This window comes from Hydrogenophaga sp. RAC07, assembly GCF_001713375.1.
GTDB lineage: Bacteria > Pseudomonadota > Gammaproteobacteria > Burkholderiales > Burkholderiaceae_C > Hydrogenophaga.
Window position 1 is genome coordinate 874789 of the sequence record NZ_CP016449.1, and the last position, 15232, is coordinate 890020.

General features: G+C 64.2%; 16 protein-coding genes. 13 read left to right on the forward strand and 3 right to left on the reverse strand.

From position 1 onward, the window contains the following. Positions 1-18 precede the first annotated feature (18 nt). From BSY239_RS04100 to BSY239_RS04120, 5 genes are read left to right on the forward strand one after another with little or no spacing between them, the layout of a single operon-like run. On the forward strand, positions 19-903 hold the full coding sequence (locus BSY239_RS04100; RefSeq protein ID WP_069045725.1) for a phosphoribulokinase: 885 nt from the start codon (positions 19-21) through the stop codon (positions 901-903). Between the two features lie 19 nt (positions 904-922). Further along, positions 923-2935 (forward strand): transketolase, encoded by a 2013-nt coding sequence (gene tkt, locus BSY239_RS04105; protein ID WP_083239795.1) that lies wholly within the window; start codon positions 923-925, stop codon positions 2933-2935. Continuing rightward, entirely contained in the window at positions 2932-3603 is a 672-nt protein-coding gene (locus BSY239_RS04110) for an HAD family hydrolase (RefSeq protein WP_069045726.1), read from the forward strand. Before tkt ends, BSY239_RS04110 begins: the two co-directional genes overlap by 4 nt. Positions 3604-3629: 26 nt before the next feature. Then, positions 3630-4667 carry a class II fructose-bisphosphate aldolase gene (gene fba, locus BSY239_RS04115; RefSeq protein WP_069045727.1) on the forward strand — a complete coding sequence of 346 codons (1038 nt, stop codon included), beginning with the start codon at positions 3630-3632 and terminating at the stop codon, positions 4665-4667. Between the two features lie 30 nt (positions 4668-4697). Then, positions 4698-4979, forward strand: a complete 282-nt coding sequence (locus BSY239_RS04120) for a DUF768 domain-containing protein (protein ID WP_069045728.1) — start codon at positions 4698-4700, stop codon at positions 4977-4979. A gap of 222 nt (positions 4980-5201) precedes the next feature. Here BSY239_RS04120 and BSY239_RS04125 read toward each other — a convergent pair whose 3' ends face one another. From BSY239_RS04125 to BSY239_RS04135, 3 genes are all read right to left on the reverse strand, one after another. After that, positions 5202-5954: a class I SAM-dependent methyltransferase gene (locus tag BSY239_RS04125; RefSeq protein ID WP_069045729.1), complete on the reverse strand. Its 753-nt coding sequence runs from the start codon at positions 5952-5954 to the stop codon at positions 5202-5204. A 382-nt stretch (positions 5955-6336) separates the two neighbouring features. Continuing rightward, positions 6337-7614 carry an NAD(P)/FAD-dependent oxidoreductase gene (locus BSY239_RS04130; RefSeq protein ID WP_069045730.1) on the reverse strand — a complete coding sequence of 426 codons (1278 nt, stop codon included), beginning with the start codon at positions 7612-7614 and terminating at the stop codon, positions 6337-6339. A 10-nt stretch (positions 7615-7624) separates the two neighbouring features. Beyond that, the gene (locus tag BSY239_RS04135) at positions 7625-7927 is read right to left on the reverse strand and encodes a c-type cytochrome (RefSeq protein WP_069045731.1); all 303 of its coding nucleotides are present in this window, start codon (positions 7925-7927) and stop codon (positions 7625-7627) included. Positions 7928-8167: 240 nt separating this feature from the next. On the opposite strand from BSY239_RS04135, the gene soxC reads away from it, so the two are divergent. From soxC to soxB, 8 genes are all read left to right on the forward strand, one after another. Then, complete coding sequence (gene soxC / locus BSY239_RS04140) at positions 8168-9511, forward strand: sulfite dehydrogenase (protein ID WP_156775408.1); 1344 nt, start codon at positions 8168-8170, stop codon at positions 9509-9511. 11 nt (positions 9512-9522) lie between these two features. Then, on the forward strand, positions 9523-10581 hold the full coding sequence (locus BSY239_RS04145) for a c-type cytochrome (RefSeq protein ID WP_083239798.1): 1059 nt from the start codon (positions 9523-9525) through the stop codon (positions 10579-10581). Between the two features lie 82 nt (positions 10582-10663). Then, positions 10664-10996, forward strand: coding sequence for a c-type cytochrome (locus BSY239_RS04150; RefSeq protein WP_069048764.1), 333 nt, complete (start codon positions 10664-10666; stop codon positions 10994-10996). Between the two features lie 47 nt (positions 10997-11043). Continuing rightward, on the forward strand, positions 11044-11499 hold the full coding sequence (gene soxY / locus BSY239_RS04155; protein WP_069045733.1) for a thiosulfate oxidation carrier protein SoxY: 456 nt from the start codon (positions 11044-11046) through the stop codon (positions 11497-11499). 51 nt (positions 11500-11550) lie between these two features. Continuing rightward, entirely contained in the window at positions 11551-11862 is a 312-nt protein-coding gene (soxZ, locus tag BSY239_RS04160) for a thiosulfate oxidation carrier complex protein SoxZ (RefSeq protein ID WP_172823073.1), read from the forward strand. Between the two features lie 45 nt (positions 11863-11907). Continuing rightward, positions 11908-12717, forward strand: a complete 810-nt coding sequence (gene soxA, locus BSY239_RS04165; RefSeq protein WP_069045735.1) for a sulfur oxidation c-type cytochrome SoxA — start codon at positions 11908-11910, stop codon at positions 12715-12717. A 16-nt stretch (positions 12718-12733) separates the two neighbouring features. Continuing rightward, entirely contained in the window at positions 12734-13384 is a 651-nt protein-coding gene (gene soxX / locus BSY239_RS04170) for a sulfur oxidation c-type cytochrome SoxX (RefSeq protein WP_069045736.1), read from the forward strand. 90 nt (positions 13385-13474) lie between these two features. Next, on the forward strand, positions 13475-15199 hold the full coding sequence (gene soxB, locus BSY239_RS04175; protein WP_069045737.1) for a thiosulfohydrolase SoxB: 1725 nt from the start codon (positions 13475-13477) through the stop codon (positions 15197-15199). Positions 15200-15232 lie beyond the last annotated feature (33 nt).

Consider the following 15232-nt stretch of genomic DNA (forward strand, 5'->3'; position numbering starts at 1 on the left):
AACAACCGAGGAGACTTCATGTCGGAACGCCACCCCATCATCGCGATCACCGGCTCCAGCGGTGCCGGTACCTCCACCGTCACGCGCACCTTCCAGAACATCTTCCGCCGCGAGAGCGTGTCGGCCGCGATCATCGAGGGCGACAGCTTCCACCGCTACGACCGCAAGGAAATGAAGCTGAGGATGGCCGAGGCCGAAAAGGCGGGCAACACACACTTCAGCCACTTCGGTCCCGAGTCCAACCTGTTCGACGAGATCGCCACCCTCTTCAAGACCTACAGCACCACCGGCACCGGCCAGAGCCGCAAGTACCTGCACAACGCGGAAGAGGCGGCGCCCTACCAGCAGGAGCCCGGCACCTTCACCGCCTGGGAGCCGCTGCCCGAGAAGACCGACATGCTGTTCTACGAGGGCCTGCACGGCGCGGTGGTCACGCCCGCGGTGGACGTGGCGCAGTACCCCGACCTGCTGGTGGGCGTGGTCCCGGTGATCAACCTCGAGTGGATCCAGAAGCTCTGGCGCGACAAGAACATGCGCGGCTACAGCGCCGACGCGGTGACCGACACCATCCTGCGCCGCATGCCCGACTACGTGAACTACATCTGCCCGCAGTTCCAGCACACACACGTGAACTTCCAGCGTGTGCCCATCGTGGACACCAGCAACCCCTTCATCTCGCGCGACGTTCCGACCGCCGACGAGAGCATGGTGGTGATCCGTTTCGCCAAGCCCAAGGGCATCGATTTCCAGTACCTGCTCAACATGATCAACGGCTCCATGATGAGCCGCGCCAACACCATCGTGGTGCCCGGCGGCAAGATGGAACTGGCGATGCAGCTGATCTTCACGCCCTTCATCTGGCGCATGGTGGAGCGGAAAAAGCGGGCCATCGGGCTTGTCTGAAAGCGAAGGGAACACGAACATGAAGAACCCGTCGCCCGAACTCGCCCGCCAGATGGCCAACGCGATCCGCATGCTCGCGGTGGACGCGGTGGAGCAGGCCAGGAGCGGCCACCCGGGTGCGCCCATGGGCATGGCCGACATTGCCGAGGTGCTGTGGAACCGCCACCTGCGCCACAACCCGGCCAACCCGCACTGGCCCGACCGCGACCGTTTTGTGCTCTCCAACGGCCACGGCTCCATGCTGATCTACGCGCTGCTGCACCTCACCGGCTACGACCTGCCGATGGGCGAGTTGAAGAGCTTCCGGCAGCTGCACAGCAAGACCGCCGGCCACCCCGAGGTGGGCGTGACTCCCGGCGTGGAAACCACCACCGGCCCGCTGGGCCAGGGCATCGGCAACGCCGTGGGCATGGCGCTGGCCGAGAAACAGCTTGCCAGCGAATTCAACCGCCCCGGCCACACGGTGGTCGACCACTTCACCTACGCGTTTCTCGGCGACGGTTGTCTGATGGAGGGCATCAGCCACGAGGTGTGTTCGCTGGCGGGCACCTTGCGCCTGTCCAGGCTGATCGCCTTCTACGACGACAACGGCATCTCCATCGACGGCCATGTGGACGGCTGGTTCACCGACGACACGCCGCAGCGTTTTGCGGCCTATGGCTGGTACGTGATCCCCAAGGTGGATGGACATGACCCCCAGGCGGTGGAGCTGGCGCTCATCGCCGCGAAAGAGCAGGCCCGCCGTCCTGATGGCAAGCCCACGCTCATCTGCTGCCAGACCGTGATCGGCCAGGGTTCGCCCAACAAGGCCGGCACGCACGACGTGCACGGTGCTGCGCTGGGTGCGGCCGAGGTGCAGGCCACGCGCGACGCCTTGGGCTGGACCGCGCCACCGTTCGAGGTGCCGACCGACGTGGCGCTGGCCTGGCACGCGGTGGACCGGGGGCAGGCGCTGGAGGCCGAGTGGCAACGCCGTTTTGAAGCCTACCGCGCCGAGTACCCGAACGAGGCGGCCGAGTTCGAGCGCCGCATGGCCGGGCCGCTGCACGCGAGTTTTGCGCCCGCGTTGCCTGGTGTGTTTGAAGGCGTGGCCTCCAAGCTGGATGCGGTGGCCACGCGCAAGGCCAGCCAGAACGCGCTGGATGCGCTCAACACGCTGGTGCCCGAATTTTTCGGCGGCAGCGCCGACCTCACCGGCTCCAACCTCACCAACTTCAAGGGCTGCGTGAAAGCCGGGCGTGACCGCCGGGGCAACCACCTGAGCTATGGCGTGCGCGAGTTCGGCATGGCGGCCATCATGAACGGCATGGCGCTGCACGGCGGCCACATCCCGTACGGCGGCACTTTCCTCACCTTCAGCGACTACAGCCGCAACGCCATCCGCATGGCCGCGCTCATGAAGCTGCGCGTGATCCACGTGTTCACGCACGACAGCATCGGCCTGGGCGAAGACGGGCCCACGCACCAGTCGGTGGAGCACGTGCCCAGTCTGCGCATCATTCCGCAGCTCGATGTGTGGCGCCCGGCCGATGGGTTGGAGACCGCCGTGGCCTGGGCCAGCGCGATCGAGCGCAAGGACGGCCCCACGGCGCTGTGTCTCTCGCGCCAGAACCTGCCGCGCCTCACCGACGTGTCGATGGTGGAGGGCATTCGCCGTGGCGGCTATGTTCTGGCCGAAGGCACGAGCCCCAAAGCCATCATCGTCGCCACCGGTTCCGAGACCTCGCTCGCCATGGAAGCGCACCACGCGCTGGCCGCCGAGGGCATCAGCACCCGCGTGGTCTCCATGCCCTGCACCAACGTGTTCGACCGGCAACCGCGCAGCTACCAGGACAGCGTGTTGCCCCTGGACCTGCCGGCGGTGGCGGTGGAAGCCGCGCACCCCGATTTCTGGCGCAAGTACGTGGGCCGCACCGGTGCGGTGGTGGGCATCGCGAGCTTCGGCGAGTCGGCACCGGCCAAAGCCTTGTACGAGCACTTCGGCATCACCACCGGGCGGGTGTGCCAAGAGGTGAAGGGCCTGCTCGCATGACACGCGCCTTCGATCTCGTCCTCTTCGACCTCGACGGCACGCTGATCGAAACCGCACCCGAGATCGCCGACGCGGTCAACGACACGCTGGCGCAATTCGGACTGCGCGCGGTGACGCAAACGCAGGTGAACGACTGGATCGGCCACGGCACGCGCGAGCTGTTGATCTCGGCCCTGGCCGACTGTCGCCAGACCACCACCGACGCGGTGCGCCACAGCGCCGATTTCCCCACCATCGAGGCCGCGTTTGGTGTGCACTACCAGCAGCGCTGCGGCACGCGCAGCCATCTCTACCCGCACGTGCGCGAGACCTTGCAGGTGTTGAAGGACGCGGGCGTGAAACTCGCCGTGGTGACCAACAAGGAAGGCCGCTACACCCAGACCGTGCTGGACGCGCACCAGCTCGCGCCCATGTTTCACCGCGTGATCAGCGGCGACACGCTGCTGGTGAAAAAGCCCAACCCGGCCGCCGTGCACGACTGCCTGCAACGCTTCGGCGTGAAGGCCGAGCGTGCGCTTTTCGTGGGTGATTCGTCCATCGATGTGGCCACTGCGCGCAACGCCGGTGTGAGCGTGTGGGTGCTGCCCTATGGCTACAACATGGGCGAGCCCATCGAGGCCTGCAAGCCGGACCGCGTGATCGCCGATTTCTCTGCGCTTCTGAACTGATCGACCCGAACTCTCAAGGAACTCCCATGGCCCTCATCGCCTTGCGCCAACTGCTCGACCACGCCGCCGAACACCACTACGGCGTGCCCGCGTTCAACGTGAACAACCTCGAGCAGATCCAGGCCATCATGCAGGCGGCGGACGCGAGCAACGCGCCGGTGATCCTGCAGGCCAGCGCCGGCGCGCGCAAATACGCGGGCGAGCCGTTTTTGCGCAAGATGGTCGAGGCCGCGATCGAGATGTACCCGCACATCCCCATCGTCATGCACCAGGACCACGGCGCCACGCCGGCCGTGTGCCAGCAGTCCATCCGCAGCGGCTTCAGCAGCGTGATGATGGACGGCTCGCTGATGGAAGACGCCAAGACCCCCGCGAGCTACGACTACAACGTGGCCGTGACGCGCGAGGTGGTGAAGTTCTCGCACGCGGTGGGTGTGTCGGTGGAAGGCGAGCTCGGTTGCCTGGGTTCGCTGGAAACCGGCGAGGCCGGCGAAGAAGACGGTGTGGGTGCCGAAGGCCAGCTCACGCACGAGCAGATGCTGACCGACCCGCAGCAGGCCAAAGACTTCGTGGCGCAGACCGGCGTGGACGCGCTCGCCATTGCCATCGGCACCAGCCATGGCGCCTACAAGTTCACCCGCCCACCCACCGGCGACATCCTGGCCATGGACCGCATCACCGCCATCCACCGGGCGATCCCCAACACCCACCTGGTGATGCACGGATCGAGCAGCGTGCCGCAGGAGTGGCTGGCCATCATTCGTGAACACGGCGGCGACATCAAGGAAACCTACGGCGTGCCGGTGGAAGAGATCGTGCGTGGAATCCGAAGCGGCGTGCGCAAGGTCAACATCGACACCGACATCCGGCTGGCCATGACCGGCGCCATGCGCCGCACCATGGCGAAGAACCCGGGCGAGTTCGACCCGCGCAAGTTCTTCAAGGACGCGACCGTGGCCGCGAAAGAGATCTGCCAGGCGCGTTTTCAGGCCTTCGGCTGCGCCGGCATGGCGGGCAAGATCGTGCCGCTGCCTTTGGAAAAGATGATCGCGCGCTACGCCTGAGGACTCCACACAGGACATGGGAGGTCGGTCATGAGCAAACGTTTTCTGAGGTGGGCCGAGGCATGGATCGAGGAACACATCCCGCCCGGCGCGAACCCCGACATCGAAAGCTTTGAGGCCAGGGCGAAGCGGCTTTCAGAGGCACTGTTCGCCGAAGCAGCCACGGCCGGCTTCACCCACGTCGAAACCGAAGAAGAGCGCCAGCGCGTGGCGCCCCATGTCCTGTCCGCGGTCTCGGACGGCACCGACTTCGACATCGATGCCTACCTTCTCAAGCTGCAGCTTGCGCAGGAGAACGAAGACGGCGACTGATTCCGGTCGTTGCACTGCGAGCGGCCGGTGAGCCCACTTCGATGGTTGGCTGCGCGATGACTTTGAGGCTAAGGTTCAGCATTCGGCCATGAGCGGCCTTCGGTTAAACGGAAATGCAGTCGCTCAACGGTGCGCATAACCGGCGCGAACATCGGTGCGCAGCGCCGCTGTTGAGCGTCCGTGTTCATGCGCTGGTTAGGCAGCCAGTTTGTCTCTCATGCGCTATGGCTGGGCAACCAACACATGGGTGCGCATTGGGTATCTAAGTTCACCACTTGCTACGTGAGGCTCTAACATCATGCGCACTTGTTTGAGAAACTCATCGCGACCACTTTCTGGGAGAAGTGCCACGGCATAGCGAGTAGAAGGAGACCCCTGGGTCATTCCGTCGATGAATGATTGGATGGACGTGAAATGAGACACCCCATCCTCGGTGCGAAGTTGTATCCGGGAGAACCCTGCACGAGTAGCGGCGTCGCGAATGTCATCAGGATTGGAGAAGGAGCACGCTCGCTTTGCCGCTGAGGCGTCAACCCCTTGACTCTCCAGTGCTTGAACCACGGCGTAGTGCCCTATGTTGTACTCAAGTGGTCCCCAGATGCTCGCCGCTAGTTGACCCGATGGTTTGAGCATCCGGCGAATCTCGGCGAAACCGGCATGACGATCTTTGAAGAACTGAAGTCCCTGAAGGCAAAGGCAGAGATCAAACGTAGCGTCTTTAAATGGCACCTGGAGCGCGTCTGCGCAGTGCCACTCCATTGGAGTTCTTGTGCCCTGCGTCAACCTCCGGGCAACCTCGATGACGCTTGGATCGATATCGACGCCAATAACGTTTCCGGTCGGGCCAGCGAAGCGTGCGGCCATCCTCGCCCCGATACCGGTGCCACAGGCCATGTCCAGCACTTGATCTCCCGGTTGCGGCGCCACAACGCCAATCACAAGCTCCGTCCAGTGAGCAAACATGCCCGGAACCATGTGCCTCTCATATGCCTCTGCAGTCGTCGTGTCGATGGGCTGATTTTCTGGTGACATTTTCGCCTCACCCCTTCGTTGGTACTGTGCTGCGGTCGGCTGCCTAACGTTTGAATTAAGGGGCGCGCTTTAGCGCGTCCCGCTTGAATGATGGGATGGACTCCCCCGTTTGTCTGCGCGAAGTTCGCGCTCTGGTCTTCATTGGCGTGGGGATCAGGTCTTCAACAAACGAAAGGAGTCCGAGATGCTTGCTACTACCCTTGCTCCTTTTCAGGGCCGCTTTACGGATGGAGCCAAAAGACTGCAACGGGCCCACATGAGACGCTCGATGAGCAAAAAAAACGCCCCGGCTGTCCGGGGCGTTTTTTATGGCGAACTCAAAACATCAAGCCAGCGAATCGGCCCAGATGTTGCGCGCCCAGGCCTTGGCGTAAGCGCCCTCGATTTCACTCGCCGCGCTCGACAAACCACCCGCACCCGGCACCGCAACCATGGTTTTCTTCTCGGTGTCGTACTTGTGCACGCTGGCCACGTGCACCACGTCCTTCGCGGTCACGAAGCTGTAGCAGGTGTTGGCGTAGAGCGGGTTGGCCGGGGCCTCCTTGCCTTGCAGCAGCGACACCACGGCGGCCGCACAGGTCTTGCCGTGCTGGTTGGCCATGTGGCCCGACTTGGGCATGGCCGGTGCGATCTGGATGGAGTCACCGAGCACGTGTATGTTTTTCTGCGCCTTCGATTCGAAGGTCAAAAAGTCCACCTCGCACCAGCGTGCGTTGGCCGTGGCCAAGCCGGTCTTCACCGCGATGTTGCCGGCGCGCATGTCGGGCAACACGTTGGCCACGCCGGCCTTGAAGTCGTCGTTGAACTCGAACTTCAAGGTGTTGGTGGCGGCGTCCACATCGACCAGCTTGTGTTTGGGCCGGTACTCGATCATGCCGGCGTAGTGGTCGTTCCACGCCTTGGTGAACAGGCCCTTCTTGGAGGTGATGTCGTCGTTGGCGTCGAAGATGATGACCTTGCTTTTCGGCTTGGCCACCTTGAAGTAGCTGGCCACCATGCAGGCGCGCTCGTAGGGGCCGGGCGGGCAGCGGTAGGGCGCCAGCGGGATGCTGATGGCGTAGGTGCCGCCGTCGGGCAGGGCCTGGAGCTGCTGGCGCAGGGCGGTGGTTTGCGGGCCGGCTTTCCAGGCGTGCAGCACCTTCTCGGCTGCGCCGGGTTTGATCATGCCGGGCAGGGTGGGCATGAAGTCGATGCCGGGCGAGAGGATGAGGCGGTCGTAGGGCAGTTCGCCGCCGCCGGCCAGCTTCACCGTGCGCTTCACCGGGTCGATGCTGTCGACCATGTCGCGCACCACCTTCACGCCGTGGCGCTGGCTCAGGTTGCTGTAGGGCGTGGTGATCTCGGCGATGGTGGCGTGACCACCCACCACCAGGTTGGACATGGGGCACGAGACGAAAGCCGCGTTGGGCTCGACCAAGGTCACGTCGATGCTGTTGTTGGAGAACATGCGCACGTATTTGGCGGCGGTGGCGCCACCGAAGCCACCCCCGACCACCACCACCTTGGCGCTGCTGGCGCCCGTGGTGGCGCAGCCGCTCATGATGCCGATGCCGGCCAGTGCGGAACCCGCGCCGATGCTTTGTACGAATTGACGACGTTTCATGGCGGGCTCCTCAGGGTTTCTGTGCGGCGAAATAACCAGCGATCTGGCCCAGCTGCTCGTCGGTGTAACCCTTGGAGATCTGGTGCATCAGTGTGGCGGGGCGGGTGCCGGCCTTGTATTCGAGCAGGATCTTCTGCAGCTCGGCCTGGTTGCGGCCGGCCAAGGCGGCCATGCCGGGCTGGGCGCGCCCGTCGGTGCCGTGGCAGCTGGCGCAGGCCGCGGCCCACACGCGGGTCTGGTTGACCTGGGCGTGCGCCCCGATCGCGGAGGCGCACAGCGCAGCGGCTGCCAGCCATTTCATCGAATTCCCCATCGTCGTCTCCCAAAGGGTGGTTGAAGGATTGCATCCAAAACTGTAGCAGCCACTTGAAACACAAGGAAACACAACAGGTGTGGGGTGTGATCGCTTGTGGGTGTGGCGCATCGTAACGGCCTGTGTTTTGCAGCGCCAAGCCATGGAAACCCTGCTGGGGTTTTTACCTATCCAAATATCAGCAAACACGCATATAGTTGCATTCCCAGACGGCGAGACCGCTCAAGAAGGAAGATTGCCATGCCGCCCCACCTGAACGATGTCATCGGACGTGTGCTCCCTGCCCCCGAAAACCACCTGAGCGCCGAGAAGCTGGAGCTCGCCCGCAAGGCGCGCCGCAGCTTCATGGGCAAGGCGCTGGCCATGGGTGCGGGCGTGGCGGCCAGTGCCACCGCCGCCACGCGCGCGGTGGCGGCCGAGGGCGACGAGGCCATTCTGAAACTGCCCACCCACACCACCGGTCTGGGGCAGGGCGTGGCCACCGAAGGCTATGGCAAACCCAGTCAGTGGGAGGCCAACCTGCAGCGCCGGCAGAGCCCGGGCCTCACGCGCGTGCCGCATGCCTCGGTGAGCTTCACGCCGCTGCAGGGCCTGTTCGGCATCATCACGCCCAGTGGCTTGCACTTCGAGCGCCACCACCAGGGCTGGTGGGACATCGACCCCTCCAAACACCGACTCATGGTCAACGGTCTGGTCAAGCGCGAACGCGTGTTCACCATGGACGACCTGATGCGCCTGCCCAGCGTGTCGCGCATCCACTTCATCGAATGCGGCGCCAACTCCGCGCCCGAGTGGGGCAACGTGGCCTTGCCCGCGGTGCAGTACACGCACGGCATGGTGAGCTGCTGCGAATTCACCGGTGTGCTGCTCTCCACGCTGCTGGAGATGTGCGGCTACGACAAGAAGAACGGCAAGTACGTGCTGGCCGAAGGCGCAGACGGGTCTTCGATGACGCGCACGATCGACATCGACCGCGCCATGGACGATTGCATCGTGGCCTGGGCCATGAATGGCGAGATGCTGCGCCCGGAAAACGGCTACCCGTTGCGCCTGGTGGTGCCGGGTGTGCAGGGCGTGAGCTGGGTCAAGTACCTGCGCCGTCTGGAAGTGGGCGACCAGAAGTGGGCCGCGAAAGACGAGGCGATCCACTACATCGACCACATGCCCGACGGCACGCACCGCCAGTACACCGGCATTCAGGAATGCAAGAGCGTGATCACCACGCCCTCGGGCAGCCAGACGCTGCTCGACAAGGGTTACTACAACGTGACCGGTCTGGCCTGGTCGGGCCGCGGCACGGTCAAGCGGGTGGACGTGAGCGTGGACGGTGGGCGCAACTGGCGCACCGCGCGCATCGAAGGCCCGGTGCTGCCCAAGGCGCTCACGCGCTTCAACATCGACTGGGTGTGGGACGGCAAGCCCGCTGTGTTGCAGAGCCGCGCGATCGACAGCACCGGCTATGTGCAGCCCAAGATCAACCAGCTGCGCGCGGTGCGCGGCACGCGCTCGGTGTACCACCAGAACGCCATCCAGTCGTGGCGCGTCGCCGAGAACGGCGAAGTCTCGAACGTGCAAGTCTATTGATGAGGCCCGCCATGCGAACCCTGACTCTTTTCGCCGCCGCGCTCATCGGCACCGCTGCGTTTGCACAAACCCCACCCTGGCACGACCTCGGCCGCGACGCCACCAAGGCCGAGGTGCAGGCCTGGGACATCGATGTGCGCCCCGACTTCAAGGGCTTGCCCAAGGGAGCGGGCAGCGTGGCCCTGGGCGAGCGTGTGTGGGAAGCCCAGTGCGCCTCGTGCCACGGCAGCTTTGGTGAAAGCAACGAGGTGTTCACGCCCATCGTGGGGGGCACCACCCAGGCCGACATCGAGCGCGGCCGGGTGAAGAACCTTGAGCCGGGCAGCACCTTCCCGCAGAAGACCACGATGATGAAGGTGGCCACGGTTTCAACGCTGTGGGACTACATCAACCGCGCCATGCCCTGGAACGCGCCCAAGTCGCTCAAGCCCGACGAGGTGTACGGCGTGCTGGCCTACATCCTGAGCCTGGCCCATGTGGTGCCGGAAGACTTCACGCTGAGCGACCAGAACATCGCCGATGTGCAAAAACGCATGCCCAACCGCAACGGCATGGTGTTCCATGAACCGCTGTGGAAGGCCGAGGGCAAGGGCGACGTGAAGAACGTGGCCTGCATGAAGGACTGCCCGGTGGAGAGCACCATCCGATCCTCCTTGCCGGACTTTGCGCGCGACGCGCACGGCAACATCCAGGAGCAGAACCGCGTGGTGGGCCCGGTGCGCGGTGCCGACACCACCAAGCCCGCGCCCACCGCGCCGCTGGGCAGCGGTCCCAAGGCTGCGCCGGTGGTGGTGGCCGTGGCCAAGCCCGGCGCGGCCGATGTGAAGGCCCTGCTGGCGGCCAACAGCTGCACCGCCTGTCACGGCATGAAACAGAAGATCGTGGGCCCAGGCTTTTCGGAGATTGCGACCAAACACAAAGGCCAGGAACGCCTGGAGGCTTACCTCGCGGTGAAGATCCGCGAAGGCGGCGTGGGGGTGTTCGGCACCGTGCCCATGCCGCCCCAGCCGCAGCTCAGCGGCACCGAGGCCGCGGCCATCGCACGGTGGATCGCGGCGGGCGCCAAGTGAACCCAATGGGTCCCTACTTAAATATTTGCATGTACTCGTATTCCCCATTTCACCGTTGTCCAGGAGCGCCTAACCTATGACCATGAATTCCTCCCAGTTGCTGAGCGCCGCTTTGCTCACCTTGTTCAGTGGCACAGCACTGGCCCAGAGCGCCGCAGCGGCCAAGACCCTGGCTTCCAAGAACGCCTGCCTGGCCTGCCACGCGGTGGACAAGAAGCTGGTGGGCCCGGCTTTCAAGGACGTGGCGGCCAAGCACGCAGGCCAGGCCGACGCACTTGAGAAAGTGTCTGCCCGCATCAAGTCGGGTGGGTCCGGTCTGTACGGCCCGGTGCCCATGCCCCCGCAGGCCCAGCTCAAAGACGACGAACTCAAGTTGCTGGCAGGGTGGATCCTGGCCGGCGCCCCCGATCAGTGACCCCGCCAGTACACTCTCGCCCTTTCCTCATTTCACAGGAGCCCCCCATGAACAACTCACGCCGAGTCGCCCTCAAGACCACCGGAGCCTTTGCCACGCTGGTGTCGCTGGGCATCGTCACGCAAAGCCAGGCCCACGCTGCCATGGACCGCGCCGGTTTTGACATCAAGACCATGGCCGACGCCGTCAAGGCGCTGGGTGGCACCGCCGCCAACAGCGACCAGGTCACCGTGGTCGCGCCCGACATCGCCGAAAACGGCGCCGTGGTGCCCGTGGGCGCCACCAGCAAGATCCCCAACACCACCGAGATCTACCTGATCGTCGAGAAGAACCCCACGCCCATGGCCGCCGGTTTCAAGATCCCCGCCGGCACCGCAGCCGACGTGCAGACCCGCCTGAAGATGGGGCAGAGCTCCAACGTGTTCGCCGTGGTCAGGGCCGACGGCAAGCTGTTCTCGGCATCCAAGGAAACCAAGGTCACGCTCGGCGGTTGCGGCGGCTGATCGACCACGACCTTTTGCACAACCCCCTTCACAGAAATTCAGGAGTCCAACATGGCTGATCCGATGCGCATCCGTGCCGCCGTCGCTGGTGACGAAACCACCGTCCGCGTGCTCATGTCCCACATCATGGAACCCGGCACGCGTCGCGACGCTGCTGGCGCCCTCATCCCCGGTCACTTCATCCGCGACGTGGAAGCCACCCACAACGGCAAGGTCGTGCTCGAAGCCGCCTTCAGCGGTGCCGTGGCACAGAACCCGTTTCTGTCCTTCAAGTTCAAGGGCGGCGCCAAGGGCGACAAGGTCGTCGTGAAATGGGTCGACAACAAAGGCGACACCCGCACCGACGAAGCCGTCATCGCCTGACCTGAGGCGTGCTTTTCCCCGAATCGATAACAAGAGGAGACACCCATGAAGAAGACCCTGACCACTTCGCTGCTGGCGCTGTCGGCGCTGTGCGGCGCAGTCGGCGTTTCGCACGCGCAAGGCACGGCCGCCGAAGGCATTGCCAAGTACCGCGAGATGCTGCAGGACGGCAACCCCGCCGAGCTGTTCGAGATGAAGGGCGAAGAACTCTGGAAACAGAAGCGCGGCCCCAAGATGGCATCGATGGAACAGTGCGATCTGGGCAAGGGTCCCGGGGTGATCAAGGGGGCGTTCGTTGAACTGCCCAAGTACTTTGCCGACACCGGCCGGGTGCAGGACCTCGAGACGCGGCTGATCACCTGCATGGAAACGCTGCAGGGTTTCAAGGGCGAAGACATCGCCAAGACACCGTTTGGCCGTGGCGAGATGGCCAATGTGACGGCGCTGACCACTTATGTGGCCACGGCATCCAAGGGCATGAGGTTCAACCTGTCGCAGTCGCACGCGCAGGAAAAGCTGATGTACGAGGCCGGCAAGCAGCTGTTCTTCACGCGCGGCGGCACCCACGACTTCTCGTGCGCGTCCTGCCATGGCAGTGACGACAAACGCATCCGCCTGCAAGACCTGCCCAACCTCACCAAGAACCCCGGCGACGGCATCGGCTTTGCCGCCTGGCCGGCATACCGCGTGTCCAACGCGCAGATGTGGGGCATGCAGCTGCGGTTGAACGACTGTTTCCGCCAGATGCGCTGGCCCGAGCCCAAGTTCGGCAGCGACGCCACCATCGCCTTGTCGGTCTACATGGGCGTGAACGCCAAGTCCGCCGAGTCCATCGTGCCGGCCATCAAGCGCTGATCTGGAGACACACACCATGAAAAAAATCCATTCCCTCGTGTTGCTCCCCGTGGTCGCCATCGTGTTGTCGGCCTGCTCCTCGGCACCGTCTCCGGCCGACGTGAACAAGGCCACGGCCGACATGCTCAAGAACTCGTTCCAGGCGCGCGGCATCGCCACGCTGGACCGGCTCAACCAGGACCAGGCCAACGCCGAGTGCGCGGCGGCCGATGCCTCCGGCAAGCCGCTGGACGAGAAGATGAGCAAGGCCATCGAAGCAGCCAGCATGAAGACCGTGAAGTGGCCCGCCGACGGCAAGTTCCTCGGTGACTGGAAAGAGGGCGAGAAGATCGCGCAAAGCGGCCGTGGCCTGACCTGGACCGACAAGGCCGATGCGCCCAACGGCGGCAATTGCTACAACTGCCACCAGATCAGCAAGGAAGAAATTTCCTTCGGCACGTTGGGCCCCAGCCTCTACAACTACGGCAAGCTGCGCGGCGTGACCGACCCCAACAGCGCCGGTGGCAAGGCCATCGTCGAATACACCTGGGGCAAGCTGTGGAACGCGCGCGCCTACAACGCGTGTTCACAAATGCCGCGTGTGGGCCACATGGGCATCCTGAACCAGAAGCAGATCCAGGACGTGATGGCGCTGCTGCTTGACCCGGCCTCGCCAGTCAACAAGTGACGACCCCAACCCGGCTGCCTCTGGCGGCCGGGGTTTCTCGCTAAAAAATTTCGCGCAAATATCAGCGATCAATTATCTATAGGTGCAGCAATGAGTTTCAGCCGCCGTGAATTCATGCAGGTGCTGGCCGTGGCCAGCGCCACCGGCATGGCCCTCAACCACCGCGACGTGCTCGCTGCCGCGCCGGGTGCCGGCGAGCGCCTGTACAACGTGCCCAAGTTCGGCAATGTGAGCTTTCTGCACTTCACCGACTGCCACGCGCAGCTCACGCCGATTTACTTTCGCGAACCCAATGTGAACCTGGGCGTGGCCGAAGCCGTGGGGCGCCCGCCGCACATCGTGGGCGAAAAACTGCTCAAACAATTCGGCATCAAACCCGGCAGCGCCCAGGCCCACGCCTTCTCCTACCTCGACTTCAGCCAGGCCGCCAAGACCTATGGCAAGGTCGGCGGATTTGCGCACCTGTCCACGCTGGTCAAACAGCTCAAGGCCAGCCGGCCCAACGCGCTGCTGCTCGACGGTGGCGACACCTGGCAGGGTTCGGCCACCTCGCTGTGGACCAACGGCCAGGACATGGTCGACGCCTGCAAGCTGCTCGGCGTGAACATGATGACCTCGCACTGGGAGCACACCTTCGGCGCCAAACGCGTGCAGGAGATCGTGGAAAAGGACCTCAAGGGGAACATGGAATTCCTCGCGCAGAACATCAAGACCACCGACTTCGAAGACATGGTCTTCAAGCCGTATGCAATGCGCGAAATGAACGGCGTGCAGGTCGCCGTGATCGGCCAGGCTTTCCCATACACGCCCATCGCCAATCCGCGTTACATGGTGCCCGACTGGACCTTCGGCATCCAGGACGAGCACATGCAGAAGATGGTGGATGAAGCGCGCGGCAAGGGCGCGCAGGTGGTGGTGGTGCTCTCGCACAACGGCATGGACGTGGACATCAAGATGGCGGGCCGCGTGCGCGGCATCGACGCGATTCTGGGTGGCCACACGCACGACGGCATGCCCGCGCCCTTCGTGGTGAAAAACGCCGGCGGCCAGACGCTGGTGACCAACGCCGGCTCCAACAGCAAGTTCCTCGGCGTGCTCGACTTCGACGTGCGGGCTGGCCGGGTGCAAGGCTTTCAATACAAGCTGCTGCCCATCTTCTCCAACCTGCTGCCGGCCGACGCCGCCATGCAGGCGCACATCGACAAGGTGCGTGCGCCCTATAAGGACAAGCTCGAAGAAAAACTGGCCGTGACCGAAGACCTGCTGTACCGCCGCGGCAACTTCAACGGCTCCTGGGACCAGGTGATCTGCGACGCGCTGATGCAGAACAAGGGCGCCGACATGGCGTTTTCGCCCGGCGTGCGCTGGGGCACCTCGCTGCTGCCGGGCGACACCATCACCTTTGAGCGCATGATGGACCAGATGGCGCTGACCTACCCGGCCACCACGCTCAACACCTTCACCGGCGAGCAGATCAAGACCATCCTGGAAGACGTCGCCGACAACATCTTCAACCCCGATCCCTACTACCAGCAGGGCGGCGACATGGTGCGCGTGGGCGGCATGCAGTACTCCATGACACCCAATGCACCCATGGGCCAGCGCATCAACAACATGACGCTCAAGGGCAAACCGATCGAGGCCGGCAAGACCTACAAGGTGGCCGGCTGGGCCTCGGTGCAAGAAGGCGCTCAAGGTGAGCCGATCTGGGACGTGGTCTCGGGCTACCTGCGCGAGAAGAAAGTCATCAAGGGCGTGCAGATCAACACGCCCCGCATCATCGGCATGGACGGCAACCCGGGTCTGGTGGCCTGAGCCGTATCGCGCTAATGAAAAAACCCACCGCCC

What these genes read in the sequence shown, in the direction of transcription:
- BSY239_RS04100 (WP_069045725.1), top strand. Translation starts at nt 19, where the DNA reads ATGTCGGAACGCCACCCCATCATCGCGATCACCGGCTCCAGCGGTGCC.
- tkt (WP_083239795.1), top strand. Translation starts at nt 923, where the DNA reads ATGAAGAACCCGTCGCCCGAACTCGCCCGCCAGATGGCCAACGCGATC.
- BSY239_RS04110 (WP_069045726.1), top strand. Translation starts at nt 2,932, where the DNA reads ATGACACGCGCCTTCGATCTCGTCCTCTTCGACCTCGACGGCACGCTG.
- fba (WP_069045727.1), top strand. Translation starts at nt 3,630, where the DNA reads ATGGCCCTCATCGCCTTGCGCCAACTGCTCGACCACGCCGCCGAACAC.
- BSY239_RS04120 (WP_069045728.1), top strand. Translation starts at nt 4,698, where the DNA reads ATGAGCAAACGTTTTCTGAGGTGGGCCGAGGCATGGATCGAGGAACAC.
- BSY239_RS04125 (WP_069045729.1), bottom strand. Translation starts at nt 5,954, where the DNA reads ATGGTTCCGGGCATGTTTGCTCACTGGACGGAGCTTGTGATTGGCGTT.
- BSY239_RS04130 (WP_069045730.1), bottom strand. Translation starts at nt 7,614, where the DNA reads ATGAAACGTCGTCAATTCGTACAAAGCATCGGCGCGGGTTCCGCACTG.
- BSY239_RS04135 (WP_069045731.1), bottom strand. Translation starts at nt 7,927, where the DNA reads ATGGGGAATTCGATGAAATGGCTGGCAGCCGCTGCGCTGTGCGCCTCC.
- soxC (WP_156775408.1), top strand. Translation starts at nt 8,168, where the DNA reads ATGCCGCCCCACCTGAACGATGTCATCGGACGTGTGCTCCCTGCCCCC.
- BSY239_RS04145 (WP_083239798.1), top strand. Translation starts at nt 9,523, where the DNA reads ATGCGAACCCTGACTCTTTTCGCCGCCGCGCTCATCGGCACCGCTGCG.
- BSY239_RS04150 (WP_069048764.1), top strand. Translation starts at nt 10,664, where the DNA reads ATGAATTCCTCCCAGTTGCTGAGCGCCGCTTTGCTCACCTTGTTCAGT.
- soxY (WP_069045733.1), top strand. Translation starts at nt 11,044, where the DNA reads ATGAACAACTCACGCCGAGTCGCCCTCAAGACCACCGGAGCCTTTGCC.
- soxZ (WP_172823073.1), top strand. Translation starts at nt 11,551, where the DNA reads ATGGCTGATCCGATGCGCATCCGTGCCGCCGTCGCTGGTGACGAAACC.
- soxA (WP_069045735.1), top strand. Translation starts at nt 11,908, where the DNA reads ATGAAGAAGACCCTGACCACTTCGCTGCTGGCGCTGTCGGCGCTGTGC.
- soxX (WP_069045736.1), top strand. Translation starts at nt 12,734, where the DNA reads ATGAAAAAAATCCATTCCCTCGTGTTGCTCCCCGTGGTCGCCATCGTG.
- soxB (WP_069045737.1), top strand. Translation starts at nt 13,475, where the DNA reads ATGAGTTTCAGCCGCCGTGAATTCATGCAGGTGCTGGCCGTGGCCAGC.